Here is a 16,373-nt window from a genome sequence, read left to right as displayed (position 1 = left end):
GTGGCAAGATTCTTGCGTCTTTAACACATATCTCTTGCGTCGCCCTCTAATCCGAGCAATCATTCGGATTAGAGGGCGTGACGCTCCTATAACACCAAGGGGTGCCGCGAAAGAATTCCCTCGATAAAAAGGGGAACTTCCATGCTGAATCGTCGTCAATTCACTCTCGCATCTGCCCTATCCATGGGTGCCATTGCTGTGTCAGGAACCGGAGTTGTGCGAGCCGCAACACCACAGGTGGCGCGTTTTCGTCTACCGATAGAGCCCGAGGGCCTCTATAATGTGCAGAGCATTTCAGCCGTGGTCAGCGGTGTCCTAGGCAACTATCTGCTGGAGGGGTTGGTCTACCTTGATGCTGCTGGCAAGGCGCAGCCCTGGCTCGCTCAATCCTGGCAGGCCTCCGAGGACGGAAAAATCATCACCTTCAAGCTGAAGTCTGGCAAGACATTCCATGACGGAACGCCCTTCAATGCAGAATCAGTCAAATTCCTCTTCGATACCATTCTCGACCCTAAAAGCGCCTCGCCCACCAAGGGCATTGTCGGCCCCCTGTCAAAGGTCGAAACGCCTGATGAAATGACGGTGGTCTTCACCTTCTCCAAGCCCTTTGCGCCCTTCATCAACCTTCTTGGTCAATCCTATTTCGGCTTCAATTCTCCGACCGCAGTGAAAGCGGCTGGCAATGCGTATCCGAGGCACCCGGTCGGGACCGGGCCATTCATGTTCGACAAATGGGTGCCCGGCGCCAGTATCGAACTGGTTCGCAATCCCAACTTCAAGCAGTTTCGCCCCGATGCCGCCAATCAGGGACTAGCCTATCTGGATCGCGTGATCCTGAACGTCATGACAGAAGACGGCGTGGTGACCTCCGCCCTGCTGACGGAGGAATTGGATGCCGCCCTTCTGACGGCGGATGGCGTTGCGCCTTTCCAGAGCGACGATCGCTATACGATCATCAACGACCAGAACGCCAAGAACCTGATGTTCATGGAGTTCAATTACAAGAAGGCGCCGTTCGGGGAAAAGGCGTTCCGCGAGGCGATCAGCTATGCCATCGACCGCGAGGCGGTGCTGGCCGCGGCTTTTGGTGGCAATGGCAAGATCGCGCTTGGCCCGCTGTCTCGCGGCATCCCCGGCTACGATGACGCCGTCGCACAGAAATACGGCACCCCGTACGATCAGAAAAAAGCAAAGCAGCTCTTCGATGCAGCTGGCTGGGTCCTGAAGGACGGGGTGCGCACGAAGGATGGCCAGCCCGCCAAGTTCACCATCCGAAGCTATGCCTCCAGTTCAACCGAGCGCGCGCTTGCCGTCATCCAGGCCAACCTCGCAGACATTGGCATCGTCGTGGAGGTCGGCACAGCAGATTGGGGCACTTTCTATCCGGGCCTTTTGAAACCCGATTGGGACATGGATCTCAACCGCTGGACCTGGTCGGACCCCAGCGTTATGTCGCAGCTCTTCCGTTCGCCTGGCCATCGCCAGCTGCTGCCGGCCAATGATGCAATCGATAACGCCCTGGACGGCGCCGATACCGCGCTCGATACGTCCAAACGCCTGGCCTTCGTCAGCGAGGCGCAGAAGGCCTTACTGGAGGATCGCCGGATCCTACCTCTGCTGACGGACTGGCCGATGACGGTCACACGCAAGGCACTTCAGGGATACCGAGTGGATTATCTCGGCTATGTCTATGGTGCAGACCTCAAGATCGCATCGGCCTGATGCGCCATGACGCAGTATGTTGCAAAGCGGCTGCTGCTTCTCATCCCGGTGGTGATCGGCATCCTGCTGATCACCTTCCTGATGAAGGCACTGATCCCGACGGATGCCGTGACCGCCATGTATTCCGGCCAGCTATCAGAGAAGGACGCGGCAGAAGCCATCGCCACGCTGCGCGCCAAGTACCATCTGGATCTGCCCTGGTACCAGCAGTTCTTCATCTATGTCCGTGATCTGCTGCAAGGCGATTTTGGCGATTCCATTCGCCTGCGCAAGCCTGTCATGGAGGAGTTGGGGTATCGCTATGTCAACACCATCATCCTCACGCTCGCCTCGCTTGGCATTGCACTGGTCGTGGGGCTGACGGCCGGCATTCTCGCCGCCGTCAAGCGCAACAGCTGGCTGGATGTGACAGCGACCACCGTCGGTCTGTTCGGCATATCCATGCCGGCCTTCTTCTTCGGTCTGCTGCTCATCCTCGTCTTTGCCGTCTGGCTGCGGTGGCTTCCGGTGGTGCCGAAGGGCAATCTGGCGCTGCTGCTTCCAGCGCTGGCGCTGGGCCTCATTGAGGCAGCACCTATTTCGCAGGTCGCCCGCACCAGCATGATCGATGTGCTGAGCCGCGACTATATCCAGGCGGCGCGGGCGCGCGGTGCCAGCGAATTGGAGCTTGTCGTGCGCCATGCACTGCCGAATGCGCTGATCGTGGTCTTGACGCTGGTGGGCCTGCAGATCGGCAATCTTCTCGGCGGCGCCTTCATCATCGAATCCATCTTCAGCTGGCATGGAATCGGCGAACTGGCAGTCAACGCCATCCAGTGGCGTGATTTCGCGCTGACACAAGCCATAATCCTCATCAGCGCTGCCACCTATCTGGTCGTCAATCTGGTGGCGGATATCCTGTATGCCTGGCTGGACCCCAGGGTGGAGTTGAGCACATGAGCCTTGTACTCGACGAACCGATCATGGCCACGCCGCCACGCTGGCGCATGTTCCTGCTTCGATTGCTGCGCAACAGATCCGCGCTGGTGGGCGGCACGATCCTGCTGCTGCTGGTTCTCTCGGCGCTCTTTGCCCCCCTCCTTGCGCCTTACGATCCGTTTAAGGTCAACCCCATCCAGCGATTGAGGCCCCCAAGCTGGGACCATTTCATGGGGACGGACGAGGTTGGCCGTGACCTGTTCAGCCGCCTGATCTTCGGCACCCGGTACTTCCTGCTGATCTGCGTGGTGACGGCCTCCATTTCGGCCAGCATCGGCACGCTTCTGGGCCTGTTGGCGGGCGCAGGCTCGCGCTTCGTCGAAAACCTGATCATGCGCGTGATCGATGTCATGCTGGCCTTTCCCTATATCCTGATGGTGCTGGTTGTGGTTGCCATTCTCGGCCCCAGCCTGTGGACAGGCATGGTCTCCATCGGCATTGCCGGCATCCCCGGTTATGCGCGTCTGGTGCGCAGCGCCGTCCTGACCGTGCGGCGGGAGGATTATGTCCTGAGCGCCCGTGCGCTTGGTGCAAGCGAAAGCGAAATCCTGTTCGGAACAATCCTCCCCAATGTGGTTTCGCCGCTGATTGTCTATCTCGCATTTTCCATGCCGCTGGCGGCGCTGGTCACATCGTCGCTTTCCTTCATCGGCCTTGGTACGCAGCCGCCCGCACCGGAATGGGGTGCCATGCTGGTCAATTCCAGAACCTACCTGTTTTCCGCCTGGTGGGCCGTGGCCGGCCCCGGCATGGCCCTGTTCATTTCCATCTTCGGCCTGAACATTCTCGGCAACGGCTTGCGTGACGTTCTCGACCCACGGAGTGGACGATGAGCAAGGCGCTGCTGGCTATTCAAGGGGTGAAGACAGAGTTCCGGCTGGGACGAGCCCGCGCGCTTCAGGCGGTACAGGGCGTGGATCTGTCTATCAGTGCTGGCGAAATCGTCGGACTGGTCGGGGAATCCGGCTCCGGCAAATCGGTGCTGGCGCTCTCCATGCTCAGACTGGTTCAACCGCCGGGACAGATCACCGATGGCCACATCCTGTTCGATGGAGAGGATGTGATGCAGATGTCGGCGCGCGCCCTCTCCGCATGGCGGGGGCGCGATGTCGGTATGATCTTCCAGCAGCCGCAAAGCTGTCTGAACCCGGTAAAGCGCATTGGCTGGCAAGTGGCAGAACCCTTGCTGCGCCATGAGAAGATCGGTCGCAAGGCAGCCTGGGCCGCCGCGATCGATCTCCTGCGCGCCGTCGGTATTCCGGCACCAGAGGAAAAGGTTCTTGCTTATCCGCATGAGCTTTCCGGCGGGCAGGCGCAGCGTGTGATGATCGCGATCGCGCTTGCCCTGAAGCCGCGCCTGCTGATTGCCGATGAACCGACCACGGCCCTGGACGTGACCATTCAGGCCCAAATTCTCGAACTTCTCAGCGAACGCTGCCGCACGCTCGGCACCTCGCTGCTGCTGGTCACGCATGACCTTGGCGTGGTGGCACGCATCGCAGACCGCGTTGCCGTGATGTATGCGGGGCGAATCGTCGAGGAAGGCCCCGTCGAAGCCATGCTGACGGCGCCATCTCACCCCTATACCAAAGGCCTGATCGCGGCAGCGCCGCAACTCGGGCAAGCGCAAGGGGGACGGCTGAAGGATATTCCGGGCGCTATTCCAGATCTGTCCCGACCATATGCAGGCTGTGCCTTTGCACCCCGATGCGAGCTTCGGCAGAGCCTGTCTCTCAAGGCTTGCGACAATGCGCAGCCCGCCCCCACCACTGTCGGATCCGCCCACACGGTGCGCTGCTTCGGGGCGGCAGGATCGATCCAGTCCGAGATGAGGGTGACGTCATGACCATACCGCCGCTCCTCGATGTTCGGAACCTGAAAGTTCGATACCCCATAAAGACCGGACTGTTCGGCAAGCCTGTCGATAGTATCGCCGCGGTCGATGATGTCAGCTTCACGCTCGAGCGTGGCGAGACGCTGGGTCTGGTGGGCGAATCCGGCTGCGGCAAGAGCACGCTCGGTCGCACCATTCTGGCGCTGCAACAGCCAGCCGGTGGCGCGGTGATGTTTCGCAATCAGGATGTTTTTTGCCTGTCGCCCGGAGAACGAAAGCATCAGCGCCGTTTTGCGCAGATGATCTTTCAGAACCCGCGCTCCTGCTTCGATCCGCGGCGCACACTGGGGGCTTCGGTACGCATGGCGCTCGATATTCAGGAAATGCTCGCACCATCGGAGCGTGATGCCGCGGTGGCCGAGATCTTCCGTAAGGTGGGCCTGCGCCCGGAACATCGCCTGCGCTATCCGCACGAGCTTTCCGGGGGGCAGTTGCAGCGTGTTGGTATTGCCAGAGCTCTCATTCTGAAGCCGGATCTGATTGTCTGCGATGAGCCCGTTTCGGCACTCGATGTATCGGTGCAGGCACAGATCCTCAACCTCCTGAACGATCTTCGACAGGAGTTCGGGCTGGCGCTGATCTTCGTGTCCCACAACCTGGCCGTAGTGGAGTACATCGCGGATCGGGTGGCCGTCATGTATTACGGACGCATTGTCGAGCTGGCACCGACCCACCAGCTCTTCAACAATCCGCGTCACCCCTATACCAAGGCGCTCCTTTCGGCGGTTCCCTCGATCGATTTCACGAGGCGCCATGAACCGATGCCGAAGCTGGGAGATCCTCCCAATCCTGCCCGTCTGCCCTCCGGCTGCCGCTTCCGCAGCCGTTGCCCCATGGCAATGCCGCGTTGTGCCGAGGAAGATCCGGCAATGACAGCACTTGCAGCGGGGCATGACGTTGCCTGCCACGCCGCCCTTACGGCTTCATGAATGATCTGGAAAGGAAAATGCCATGACCGAATGGCTCGACGCCGCGCTCAGCTATGCCACGCGCTGGCTGGATTATCAGATGCAGCAGACGCAGCTACCGGGTTGCGTTCTGGCTGTTGCGAAGAACGGCAACCTGATTCTGGAGCGCGCCTATGGCGTCAGCGACCTTGCCACGGGCGAACCGCTGACGCCGCGGCATCGGTTTCGCGTGGCCTCTCACTCGAAGACCTTTACCGCAGCCGGTATCATGAAGCTGCGAGAACAGGGTCGTCTGCATCTGGATGACAATGTCGGCGCCTATGTCACCGGCCTGCATGTCGATGTCGCCTCTGCCACCATCTCGCAACTGCTGAGCCATTCCGCTGGCATCATGCGGGATGGCACGCAAGCGCCACACTGGATGGTTCGCGAGCCATTTTTCGACAGAGCGAAACTCTTCGATGAACTGGCAAAGCCGCTTGCCATCGAAGGCAATACCCGTTTCAAATATTCCAATGTCGGCTATGGACTGCTGGGGCAGGTGATCGAGGCCATCAGCGGCGAACCCTATGGCGTCTGGATCGAGCGGGAAGTGGTTAAGCCCTTCGGGCTCAGCGAGACCACCCATGACACGCCGTCAACCGGGGTTCCGCTTGCGGCGGGCCATAGTGCCAGAATTCCATTCGGGCGTGGACGGATCGAGGGCCATCAGGCGACCCATGCACTGGCCGCAGCAACTGGCTTCACCAGCACGGCGGCGGATCTTGCGCGCTTTTTCTCGCTTCTCTATCCCAAGGTGCCGACGAGTGCCTTAAGTCCCGCCAGCCGCAAGGAGATGACGCGGCGTCATTGGAGCGTGATCGGCGGCGGTGAACCGCGCCATTACGGTCTCGGTGTCATCGGCATGGATATCGGGAAGCATGCGCTCTTCGGTCATGCCGGATCTTTTCCGGGCTTCATCAGCCGAACCTCGGTGGTTGAAGCAAACGGCATCAGCCTGACGATCGTCACCAACGCCGTCGATGGGTTTGCAAACGCATGGGTCGAGGGGATCGTTTCGATCTTCAATATCTTTGAAAAATACGGCAAACCGGAAGAGCGCCTTGCAGACTGGGCCTTGCGTCTCTGGAGCCTGTGGGGCGCACTCGATCTCGTGCCCGCGGGCGACAAGGTCCTGTTCACGGACCCCGGAGCCCTGCGTCCGCTGACCGATCACGGCGAGATTACCGTACAGGTGGACGGAAGCGCACACATCTCCAAGGCCAACGGCTTTGGCAGCTTTGGCGAGCCGGTCCGCCGGTGTTACGCGCCGGACGGCGGGTTGCAGCAGGTGCTCATGGGTGGCAATGGCATGTTGGCCAACGCCTCCGATCTCGCCATCCATCCGCTACAGTCCGCCTCCATCTGATCCATTCCTCGCATTTGTGAAGCAGAAACATGTCCATCATTGAAAAAAAACGGCGCATTTGCCGAAGACCTCACCGCCATCCGCCAGGATCTGCACAGGTATCCGGAAATCGGCTTCGAAGAAGTCCGCACATCAGCGATCGTTGCCGAGAAATTGAGCTCCTATGGTATCGAGGTGCATCGTGGCATTGGCAAGACAGGTGTCGTCGGCGTTCTGAAAGGGTCGCTCGGTCCCGGCCGCACGATTGGCCTTCGCGCCGACATGGATGCGCTTCCGATGGAGGAACGCACCAACCTCAGCTACAGCTCGCAAAACCCAGGGCGGTTTCATGGCTGTGGTCATGATGGCCACACAACGATCCTGTTGGGGGCGGCCCGCTATCTGGCGGAAACCCGACAGTTTGCCGGCACGGTGGTGTTCATCTTCCAGCCCGGCGAGGAAGGATGCGGCGGTGCACGCGCCATGCTGGCGGACGGCCTGTTCGAACGCTTTCCCTGCGACGAGATCTATGCGCTTCACAATTCGCCCCATGATGCGCCGTACCGAATCGGTATCAAGCCGGGCCCGGCCATGGCGGGCGCCGATTTCTTCGACCTCCGCATCAAGGGGCGCGGAAGCCATGGTGCCCATCCCGAGGCGTCAAGAGATCCGATCATCGTGGCAACGGCCCTGGTGCAGGCTTTGCAAACAGTGGTCAGCCGTAATGTCAGTCCTCTGAAACAGGCGGTGCTGTCTGTTACGCAGATCCATTCAGGCACGGCCTACAATGTCGTTCCGGAAGAGGCCGTGGTGTCAGGCACAGTCCGCTTCATGGACCGCGCGGTGAATGAACTGATGCGGACGCGCATGCGCAGCATCGCCGCCGGTATCGCCGCTTCCTTTGATGTCGAGATCGAGGTGGACATCCGCAACGTCTTCGATGTCCTCATCAACACCGAAGAGCTGGTTGAAGGCTATCTGGCCGCGGCACGGGATGTGGTGGGGGACGAGAACGTCTATGTGAAAACCAACCCCGTTATGGGAAGCGAGGATTTCGCCGACATGCTGCATGCCTGCCCCGGCGTCTATTGCACCGTGGGCCATGCCGGCGATGTGCCGGTTCATAATCCCAACTTCGTTCTGGATGACGGCATTCTGCCGGTTGGCGCAAGTCTATTTGCACGCATCGTGGAACGGCGCGGGGCACGTTGAAGTGAACCGCATCGAGTTTGCCGCAGGAGATTTTTGCCTAAGCCTTCCGGTGATCGCTGGTGCGGGTTCGTTTTTCAGTCCATGAGCCTTGCGGCTCTTCCGCTCCGTCTGGTGGCGCTGTTGTAGTATTCCGATGCCTGCTGGACGGATCGATGGCGTGACTGCTCCATGGCCTCTGGGAGCGGAATGCCGCGATTGGCTGCTTCGGTGAGATAACCGGAGCGCAAGCCATGGGCTGAAAACTCCGCCGGATCGAGGCCAGCCATGGCCGCGCGCTGCTTGACGATATCGTTGATAGCCTTCGGATCCAGTGCGCGCTTGGAGACATTCCCCCAGCGATCGATCGCCCGGAACACGCTGCCGCTGTCGATCCTGCCGGCCTCGAGCCAGGCATTGAGCGCGTCGACGGGCCGGCCGGTGAGGTAGACGACTTCTTCACTGTCGGCGCCACTGGTCTTGGTGCGACCGAGATGGATGGACAGCGAGGGCAGGGGAGTTGACCCGTCAACCGGGATCGGCGCTTCCATGACCAACTGCTCCTTGCGCAGCCCCGCCACTTCGCTGCGGCGCCTTCCACCGGAGGCAAAGGCAACCATCAGGATCGCCTTGTCCCGGACATCTCGCAGGCTGCAGGTCCGGCAGGTGCCAAGCAGCTTTGACAGGACATCCCCTGTCACGGCTTTGGGGCTCTTGCGCCGCTTCGGTCGCGGCGTTGCGCGCACCGCCAGCCGGATGGCAGACTTGAGAGCAGGGGAGGTGAAGGCACCCTGCAGCCCGCGCCATTTGGTCAGCGTCGACCAGGTTGCCAGCCGCCGGCGCACGGTGTCGGGTGCATGGGGGCCTGACGACCGGAGAAACCGCTGGAGACGAAGCTTGTCCTCGACCTCCGCTGGCATGCCGTGATCCGGATCCGTCAGACGCTTTTCCGGGTCCCAAAGATGGTGAGCGACAAACTTCAGCAGGAGAGCCTCCGGCGCGGGCCACGGCAGCGATCGTCCCGATGTCGCCAACGACCATGCCTGCAGGTAGGCGAGATCGGAGGTGAGCGCGCGCAGTGTATTGGCGCCCATTCCCTCGTTGACGAGGTGGCGAAGGGTCTCGATATCCTGGTCGGACAGAAGCTCGGCCAGTTCATCGCGCCGCTCCATGGGGAGAACTGCAGCAATGGTGTCGAGCTCGTGGGCACGGCGGTTGACCGTGTCTGCGCCAGCGCCTGTCATGTCATCGACGACGCGGGATGCAGTTTAAGATCCGTCTGCCCGAAGTCGTGCCCTTTGAACAAGAGCGGTGCCTTGGCGATTGCGGCTACTGCATAGGAGAAGCAGTCGCCCATGTTGAGCGAAGCTGGATGGCGCCCCCGGCCGAAACGCTCGAAAGCGTCTTCGGCTGCGCGATAGTGCTTCTCATCGAATGCGACGGTCGTGACATTCACAGTTGTGGCAAGCTGCCCAACGATCCTGGCGGCACTGACAAAACCTTTGCCGGACAGAACCATTCGTGTCTCGAACAAGGTCGGCCATCCAATTATGACCGGCTCACGTCCCATCAGGGTTCTGAAGGTCTCTGCTTCCGGCTCTTTCATGGATATCGCTATAATGACAGAGGTATCGACGGCGATCATATCGGCAGACCGTTTTCGTCGTAGAATTCATCGTGGTTGGAGGTTGTGCCGGGCGCGATTTTGGCGAGATCCTCGGCGGCCAAATCCCATACGGCGTCCATGGGATAGCGGGTGTTGTCAGCACGCAGCTCCTGGTCATAACGCTCCAGCGCGAGCTCAACGAGACGGTTGATCGGCTGGCCGGTCCGGCGGGAGAGGGCATGGGCCAGATCACGGGCCTTGCTGCTGCGAATGGAAAGCTGTGGTTCGGACATGGTGTGCCTCGTCGAAAACGTGGCCTTATCATACAGACAGCGGGCCGAGATGGCAAGCGGATCTCATTAGATGGCTAATATTCGATAAGGGTTACTTATCGATGGTTATCACGCCAACTGCTAGCCATACCATGTGAGGAACTGCAATATTCATATAGAGTTCCTTTAGTAAATCATTTACCATGATTTCAATGGCTTACGATTTCGCGAAATTGCCCATCCAGAGCCTGCTGCGGTAAGCGGGGCAAAATCGGTGGCAGTGCTGAAAATTAAGCCGATCCATTGGCATCTGGTTGTCTGCTGGAACGGCGATTGGCATTGTGGCTTTGACGATCAACAGGAGAGTGGGGCGGAGCAAATGCGGCAGATCGATATCGACAGCCTCGACGAGGCAACCCTCATTGAGCTCAACGCGCGCATCGTCGAGCGTCTGCAGTATTTGCATCACCAGCGACCACGGCGGCCCTTCAAGGCATCAGGGTGGGGAGCGGCGTGGAGTTTGAAGGCCCTGGCGGCGCTCTGGTCCGGGGTGTCGTTATTCGCCGCAACAAGAAGACGGTGACGGTGCATGCCGATGATAACCGTCAATGGAATGTTTCGCCGACACTGCTGAAACTGAGCGTCAAAACCACGGAAAGCGGTGGTATCCGGGGCTATGACGCGGGAAAGAAAACCAAAGGCCGCAAGCGTCATATCATCGTTGATACACTTGGTCTGATGGTCGGCCTCATGGTGCACAGTGCCGATATCCAGGACCGCGATGGTGCTCCCGATCTGCTGAAATCCATTCGCTACAGGTGGCCATGGCTGCTGTACGTCTTCGCCGATGGTGGTTACGCGGGCGACAAGCTGAAGCGGCGGCTCACGAAGATCGGGCGCTGGACGATTGAAATCATCAAGCGCTCGGGCAAGGCGAAAGGCTTTGAGGTCCTGCCACGGCGCTGGGTCGTCGAGCGCACCTTCGCCTGGCTCGGCAGATGCCGCCGATTGGCCAAGGACGTCGAAAAGTCCATCGCCTCATCAGAGGCCTGGATCATGATCGCCCACATTCGCCTGATCACCCGACGGCTGGCAAGGTATGGATATCGTTGAAGGCTTTTCGAGTCCGACTCTAACTTGCACAATGCGGCCAAAAGAATCCTGCGAGTGTTCCCTTGGGGAAGGATCAATTGGCGCATGGCCTGAGGATAGCCAGGCGCTAGCTCAGCGCCAGCGCATTCATTAGGGTGACGATGCCCCCTCCAAACCGACTTCTCCGTCAATGGATCGCCCTCTATGGACACAAACACATCGATTTTTTGGCTCGGCGATGACGTTCCACTCGTTGTACGAACTGAGGCACGGGCATTCTGCCTGCGGATCATCAAGGACTTCTATAAGATCGACTACACGCCTGCATGGCATGCCGACCTGGATTCGTTGTTGAACGCGCCGCCGGAGTGCTGGTTTTCGCATCTAAATCGCGGCGCTTTCCTGGTCGTTCGCGACGAGCAACAGCGTATCGTTGCTGCTGGAGGCCTATATGGTCTTCAGAACAAAACTGCCACCGCGACCCGCCTGCAAGATCGTTATTACGACGCCGTCGACATATGCCAAATCGTCCGCGTTTATTTGGAACCACATTTGCGGCGGAAAGGGCTGGGGAGCTCGGTCGTTGCTGCCTTGGAAAACAAGGCGCGCGATCTCGGTTATGTCATATCCTACCTCCATGCCGATGCGGACACACCTGAGACCCTCTGCTTCTGGAGACGCCAAGGCTACAGCGAGTTCGGTCGTTTCTCGTATCCTTCGGCTAAGGGGACGGATACCAGCGTGGACTTCGATAAGCCGCTTCTGAACCAAAGCGACTGACGATCCACGGTTTGAAACTTCCCGCCGTTTATCCCCGATGAATTTGGCGCAGCCAAATCATAGCTGTTGACGCGGATTTAACCTCGTCTACTATATCTAGCGTTCGAGGTTCCCTTCGATTCGTCTGCGGATCAGGGGCTAAGACGGGAATTCGGTAGCGGACATGATGTCCGTGAAGCCGAGGCTGCCCCCGCAACTGTGAACGGTGAGTGCTTTCTCCATCATGCCACTGGGTTTCCCCGGGAAGGCGGAGAGGGTGCAACGACCCGTGAGCCAGGAGACCTGCCTTGAATGATAAGTCCGTCGGCGGGGTGTCCGGCAGGGTGCGGTCGATTGCGTCCCGGTGCAGCCGGGCGTGGGCCGTTCTCGCTCCCCCGTCAAATCGTCTGCTTCGGGGTGAAGGCCATGAACATGATATTCCAGATCATCGCTGATCCGTAGTCGTTTCGACTGCGGTCATTCATGCCGTCGATTTTCGTCTTTGCTTCGCACTCCCGCCTGATGCCAGGCCGGACTCGTCTTTCTGCGCCCATTTTTCACGAGGAAACCATGTCGATCACCGTCTATTCCAAGCCCGCTTGCGTCCAATGCACCGCCACTACCCGCGCCCTCGACCGCCAGGGGATCGACTACATGGTGGTCGATGTCTCCGAGGATGCGCAGGCCTTCGCGCTGGTAACAGAACTCGGCTATCGCCAGGTGCCTGTCGTGATCGCGGGAGAGCAGCACTGGGCAGGCTTTCGTCCTGACATGATCAGCGCGCTCTCTTAAGGTCGGTGCCGTGGGCGGTCTCGTCTATTTTTCCAGTCGATCGGAAAACACCCGTCGCTTCGTCGAGAAGCTCGGGGGTGAGGCCCTGCGTCTGCCGATCGACGGAACGGAGGAGCCGCCAGTGGTCGAGGCCCCATTTGTGCTTGTCACTCCCACCTATGGCGGCGGCGGCGGTGACAAGGGCGCGGTGCCGAAACCGGTCATCCGCTTCCTCAACATTCCAAGCAACAGAGGCCTGATCCGCGGCGTGATTGCGGCAGGCAACACGAATTTCGGCGATGCCTATGGCCGCGCCGGCAAGATCATCGCCGACAAATGTGGCGTGCCGCTTCTTTACCGCTTCGAACTTCTCGGAACACAGGAAGATGTTGCCGCCGTCAGACAGGGACTGGAACGATTTTGGACACGCTGACCCACGCAAAGACGAGCGCGCCGGCCGAGGCCACGCTCGACTATCATGCGCTGAACGCCATGCTGAACCTCTATGATGAGGAGGGCAAAATCCAGTTCGACAAGGACCGGCAGGCGGCGAAGCAATATTTCCTCGAACACGTCAACCAGAACACAGTCTTCTTCCATAACCTGAGGGAAAAGCTCGATTACCTGGTGACGGAGGGCTATTACGAGCGTGAGGTTCTGGACCAATATTCCTTCAACTTCGTCCGTGACCTATTCGATGAGGCCTATGCACGCAAATTCCGCTTCCCGACCTTCCTCGGGGCCTTCAAGTACTACACCTCCTATACGCTGAAGACCTTCGACAGGAAGCGCTACCTCGAGCGCTATGAGGACCGGGTCTGCATGGTGGCGCTGACGCTGGCGCGCGGCAATGAGCAGCTCGCCCGCGACCTCGTCGACGAGATCATTTCCGGCCGCTTCCAGCCCGCAACGCCGACCTTCCTCAATGCCGGCAAGAAACAGCGGGGCGAACTCGTCTCCTGCTTCCTGCTCAGGGTAGAGGACAACATGGAGAGCATCGGCCGCTCGATCAATTCAGCCCTGCAGCTCTCCAAGCGCGGGGGTGGCGTGGCCTTGTCGCTGACCAATATCAGAGAGATGGGCGCGCCAATCAAGCAGATCGAGAACCAGTCTTCCGGTGTCATCCCGGTCATGAAGCTGCTGGAGGACAGCTTCTCCTATGCCAACCAGCTCGGCGCCCGGCAGGGGGCAGGAGCCGTCTATCTGCATGCCCATCACCCCGATATCATGCGTTTCCTCGATACCAAGCGCGAAAATGCCGACGAGAAGATCCGCATCAAGACGCTGTCGCTCGGTGTCGTCATTCCAGACATCACCTTCGAACTCGCGAAGAACAATGAGGACATGTATCTGTTCTCGCCGCATGACGTGGAGCGGGTCTATGGCGTAGCCTTCACCGAGATTTCGGTGACGGAGAAATATCGCGAAATGGTCGCGGATGCCCGCATCCGCAAGAAGAAGATCAAGGCGCGCGACTTCTTCCAGGTGATCGCAGAAATCCAGTTCGAAAGCGGCTATCCCTACATCATGTTCGAGGACACGGTGAACCGGGAAAACCCCATCGCCGGGCGCATCTCGATGAGTAATCTCTGCTCGGAGATTCTGCAGGTCAGCGAGGCAAGCCGCTTCAACGAGGACCTGTCCTATGCGGAGATGGGCAAGGACATCTCCTGCAATCTCGGCTCGCTGAACATCGCGTCCGCAATGGATTCGAGTGATTTCGGCAAGACCATCGAGACTTCGATTCGGGCGCTGACAGCCGTGTCCGAAATGAGCAACATCATGTCGGTTCCGTCAGTCGCCAAGGGCAATGACGACAGCCACGCCATTGGCCTCGGCCAGATGAACCTGCACGGCTATCTCGCCCGGGAGCGCATCTTCTACGGCTCGGAAGAGGGCGTGGATTTTACCAATATCTACTTCTACACGGTCACCTATCATGCGCTCAGGGCATCGAACCGACTTGCCGTCGAGAAGGGCCGAAGCTTCAAGGGTTTCGAGAACTCGAAATATGCGACCGGGGAATATTTCGACAAATACACCGAGCGCGAATGGAAACCGGCGACGGACAAGGTGGCCGAGCTCTTCGACAAGGCGGGCATCCACATTCCGACGCAGGAAGATTGGGCAGAGCTGAAGGCCTCCGTCATGGCAGGTGGTCTCTACAATCAGAACCTCCAGGCCGTGCCGCCGACGGGCTCGATTTCCTACATCAACCACTCGACCTCCTCGATCCATCCGATCGTCTCGAAGATCGAAATCCGCAAGGAAGGCAAGATCGGCCGCGTCTACTATCCGGCAGCCTACCTGACGAATGACAATGTCAAATATTTCGAGGATGCCTATGAGATCGGGCCGGAAAAGATCATCGACACCTATGCGGCGGCGACCCAGCATGTCGACCAGGGCCTGTCGCTGACGCTGTTCTTCCGCGACACGGCAACGACACGAGACATCAACCGCGCGCAGATCTACGCGTGGAAACGAGGCATCAAGACCATCTACTACATCCGCCTCCGCCAGATGGCGCTGACCGGCACGGAAGTGCAGGGCTGCGTATCGTGTGCACTGTGACCGCAAGGATCAATCCCATGAACATTCAAGTGAAGACCTCGCCCATCCGTGCGGCAAGCCGCATCCGCGCCGTCAACTGGAACCGTATCGAGGATGACAAGGATCTCGAGGTGTGGAACCGCTTGACCTCGAACTTCTGGCTGCCGGAAAAGGTGCCTCTGTCGAACGACATCCCCTCTTGGGCGACGCTGAAGCCGGAAGAGCAGACGCTCACAATCCGCGTCTTCACCGGATTGACGCTGCTCGACACGATCCAGAACGGCGTCGGCGCTATCAGGCTGATGGCCGACACCCAGACCTCGCATGAAGAGGCGGTGCTCTCCAACATCTCGTTCATGGAAGCCGTGCATGCGCGCTCCTACTCCTCGATTTTCTCGACGCTCTGCTCGACGCCCGATGTCGATGATGCCTATAGCTGGTCGGAGGAAAACGAGTTCCTGCAAAAGAAATCCGCGCTGATCATGGAGCAATATGACGGCGCAGATCCACTGAAGAAGAAGGTGGCTTCCGTGTTCCTCGAAAGCTTCCTGTTCTATTCCGGCTTCTATCTGCCAATGTACTGGTCAAGCCGCGCCAAACTCACCAACACCGCCGACCTCATTCGCCTCATCATCCGCGACGAGGCCGTGCATGGCTATTACATCGGCTACAAGTTCCAGCGCGCGCTGGAACGCGAACCGGAAGCGCGACGACAGGAGATCAAGGACTTTGCCTTCGACCTCATGCTGGAACTCTATGACAACGAGGCCCGCTATACCGAAGACCTCTATGACGGTGTGGGCCTGACGGAAGATGTGAAGAAGTTCCTGCACTACAACGCCAACAAGGCGTTGATGAACCTCGGCTATGAGGCGCTCTTCCCGGCGGAGGCCTGCAAGGTCAATCCGGCGATCCTGTCAGCGCTGTCGCCCAATGCCGATGAGAACCACGACTTCTTCTCCGGCTCCGGCTCCTCCTATGTGATCGGCAAGGCCGTCGCGACCGAGGACGAAGACTGGGATTTCTGACGTGGGACGCGAGCTTCCGGCCATCCGGCCATCCGGCCATAGCGGGCGGAACTCATTTCCGCTTCGCCTCTTCGAGGTCTTGCGCGCACTAGAGCGGTTCCCTGACTGAATGAATCTTCGGGTCTTTGCAAATCAGCGATGTTCTGATTCAAACTATCTGCCGATGGAGGTCGGCAGATATGTCAAAAGCTCTCTCTGTTGATCTGCGAGTTCGC

At 59.3% G+C, this 16,373-nt stretch carries 16 protein-coding genes, 1 pseudogene and 1 riboswitch; of the genes and pseudogenes, 14 read left to right on the top strand and 3 right to left on the bottom strand.

Features of this window, described 5'->3' with window-relative positions:
* Positions 1 to 141: 141 nt before the first annotated feature.
* The 7 genes from KLP42_RS13135 to KLP42_RS13105 are packed head-to-tail and all read left to right on the top strand — an operon-like array spanning position 142 to position 8,101.
* Positions 142 to 1,722 carry an ABC transporter substrate-binding protein gene (locus KLP42_RS13135; protein ID WP_215567202.1) on the top strand — a complete coding sequence of 527 codons (1,581 nt, stop codon included), beginning with the start codon at positions 142 to 144 and terminating at the stop codon, positions 1,720 to 1,722.
* Positions 1,723 to 1,728: 6 nt separating this feature from the next.
* Positions 1,729 to 2,661, top strand: coding sequence for an ABC transporter permease (locus KLP42_RS13130; protein ID WP_215567201.1), 933 nt, complete (start codon positions 1,729 to 1,731; stop codon positions 2,659 to 2,661).
* Positions 2,658 to 3,533 (top strand): ABC transporter permease, encoded by an 876-nt coding sequence (locus tag KLP42_RS13125; protein WP_215567200.1) that lies wholly within the window; start codon positions 2,658 to 2,660, stop codon positions 3,531 to 3,533. Before KLP42_RS13130 ends, KLP42_RS13125 begins: the two co-directional genes overlap by 4 nt.
* Positions 3,530 to 4,546: an ABC transporter ATP-binding protein gene (locus tag KLP42_RS13120; protein WP_215567199.1), complete on the top strand. Its 1,017-nt coding sequence runs from the start codon at positions 3,530 to 3,532 to the stop codon at positions 4,544 to 4,546. The genes KLP42_RS13125 and KLP42_RS13120 overlap by 4 nt, the downstream gene beginning before the upstream one ends.
* Entirely contained in the window at positions 4,543 to 5,523 is a 981-nt protein-coding gene (locus KLP42_RS13115; protein WP_215567198.1) for an ABC transporter ATP-binding protein, read from the top strand. The genes KLP42_RS13120 and KLP42_RS13115 overlap by 4 nt, the downstream gene beginning before the upstream one ends.
* Before the next feature lie 22 nt (positions 5,524 to 5,545).
* The gene (locus KLP42_RS13110) at positions 5,546 to 6,910 is read left to right on the top strand and encodes a serine hydrolase domain-containing protein (RefSeq protein ID WP_215567197.1); all 1,365 of its coding nucleotides are present in this window, start codon (positions 5,546 to 5,548) and stop codon (positions 6,908 to 6,910) included.
* Between the two features lie 39 nt (positions 6,911 to 6,949).
* The gene (locus KLP42_RS13105) at positions 6,950 to 8,101 is read left to right on the top strand and encodes a M20 aminoacylase family protein (protein ID WP_252192972.1); all 1,152 of its coding nucleotides are present in this window, start codon (positions 6,950 to 6,952) and stop codon (positions 8,099 to 8,101) included.
* A gap of 74 nt (positions 8,102 to 8,175) precedes the next feature.
* Here KLP42_RS13105 and KLP42_RS13100 read toward each other — a convergent pair whose 3' ends face one another.
* From KLP42_RS13100 to KLP42_RS13090, 3 genes are read right to left on the bottom strand one after another with little or no spacing between them, the layout of a single operon-like run.
* The gene (locus KLP42_RS13100; protein ID WP_215567196.1) at positions 8,176 to 9,321 is read right to left on the bottom strand and encodes a site-specific integrase; all 1,146 of its coding nucleotides are present in this window, start codon (positions 9,319 to 9,321) and stop codon (positions 8,176 to 8,178) included.
* Positions 9,318 to 9,722, bottom strand: coding sequence for a type II toxin-antitoxin system VapC family toxin (locus KLP42_RS13095; RefSeq protein ID WP_215567195.1), 405 nt, complete (start codon positions 9,720 to 9,722; stop codon positions 9,318 to 9,320). The genes KLP42_RS13100 and KLP42_RS13095 overlap by 4 nt, the downstream gene beginning before the upstream one ends.
* Positions 9,719 to 9,976, bottom strand: a complete 258-nt coding sequence (locus KLP42_RS13090; protein WP_215567194.1) for a type II toxin-antitoxin system VapB family antitoxin — start codon at positions 9,974 to 9,976, stop codon at positions 9,719 to 9,721. Before KLP42_RS13090 ends, KLP42_RS13095 begins: the two co-directional genes overlap by 4 nt.
* A 253-nt stretch (positions 9,977 to 10,229) precedes the next feature.
* Here KLP42_RS13090 and KLP42_RS13085 point away from each other — a divergent pair, with 253 nt between their 5' ends.
* The 7 genes and pseudogenes from KLP42_RS13085 (at position 10,230) to nrdF (ending at position 16,158) form a co-directional block, all read left to right on the top strand.
* Positions 10,230 to 10,538, top strand: a complete 309-nt coding sequence (locus tag KLP42_RS13085) for a hypothetical protein (protein WP_215567193.1) — start codon at positions 10,230 to 10,232, stop codon at positions 10,536 to 10,538.
* Positions 10,539 to 10,594: 56 nt separating this feature from the next.
* Positions 10,595 to 11,068 (top strand): annotated as a pseudogene (locus KLP42_RS13080) (IS5 family transposase); the annotation flags it as partial.
* A 183-nt stretch (positions 11,069 to 11,251) separates the two neighbouring features.
* Positions 11,252 to 11,827 carry a GNAT family N-acetyltransferase gene (locus tag KLP42_RS13075; RefSeq protein WP_215567192.1) on the top strand — a complete coding sequence of 192 codons (576 nt, stop codon included), beginning with the start codon at positions 11,252 to 11,254 and terminating at the stop codon, positions 11,825 to 11,827.
* A gap of 89 nt (positions 11,828 to 11,916) precedes the next feature.
* A riboswitch (cobalamin riboswitch) is annotated at positions 11,917 to 12,131 on the top strand.
* A gap of 245 nt (positions 12,132 to 12,376) precedes the next feature.
* Positions 12,377 to 12,598 (top strand): glutaredoxin-like protein NrdH, encoded by a 222-nt coding sequence (gene nrdH / locus KLP42_RS13070; protein ID WP_215567191.1) that lies wholly within the window; start codon positions 12,377 to 12,379, stop codon positions 12,596 to 12,598.
* A 10-nt stretch (positions 12,599 to 12,608) separates the two neighbouring features.
* On the top strand, positions 12,609 to 13,010 hold the full coding sequence (nrdI, locus tag KLP42_RS13065; protein ID WP_215567190.1) for a class Ib ribonucleoside-diphosphate reductase assembly flavoprotein NrdI: 402 nt from the start codon (positions 12,609 to 12,611) through the stop codon (positions 13,008 to 13,010).
* Positions 12,998 to 15,151, top strand: coding sequence for a class 1b ribonucleoside-diphosphate reductase subunit alpha (gene nrdE / locus KLP42_RS13060; RefSeq protein WP_215567189.1), 2,154 nt, complete (start codon positions 12,998 to 13,000; stop codon positions 15,149 to 15,151). The genes nrdI and nrdE overlap by 13 nt, the downstream gene beginning before the upstream one ends.
* Positions 15,152 to 15,168: 17 nt before the next feature.
* The gene (gene nrdF, locus KLP42_RS13055) at positions 15,169 to 16,158 is read left to right on the top strand and encodes a class 1b ribonucleoside-diphosphate reductase subunit beta (RefSeq protein ID WP_215567188.1); all 990 of its coding nucleotides are present in this window, start codon (positions 15,169 to 15,171) and stop codon (positions 16,156 to 16,158) included.
* The last annotated feature ends 215 nt before the right edge of the window (positions 16,159 to 16,373 follow it).

The sequence above is a fragment of the Rhizobium sp. CSW-27 genome (assembly GCF_018760785.1).
Classification (GTDB): Bacteria; Pseudomonadota; Alphaproteobacteria; order Rhizobiales; family Rhizobiaceae; genus Neorhizobium.
Note: the sequence above shows the minus strand (reverse complement) of the source record. Positions and strands in the feature narration are given on the sequence as shown.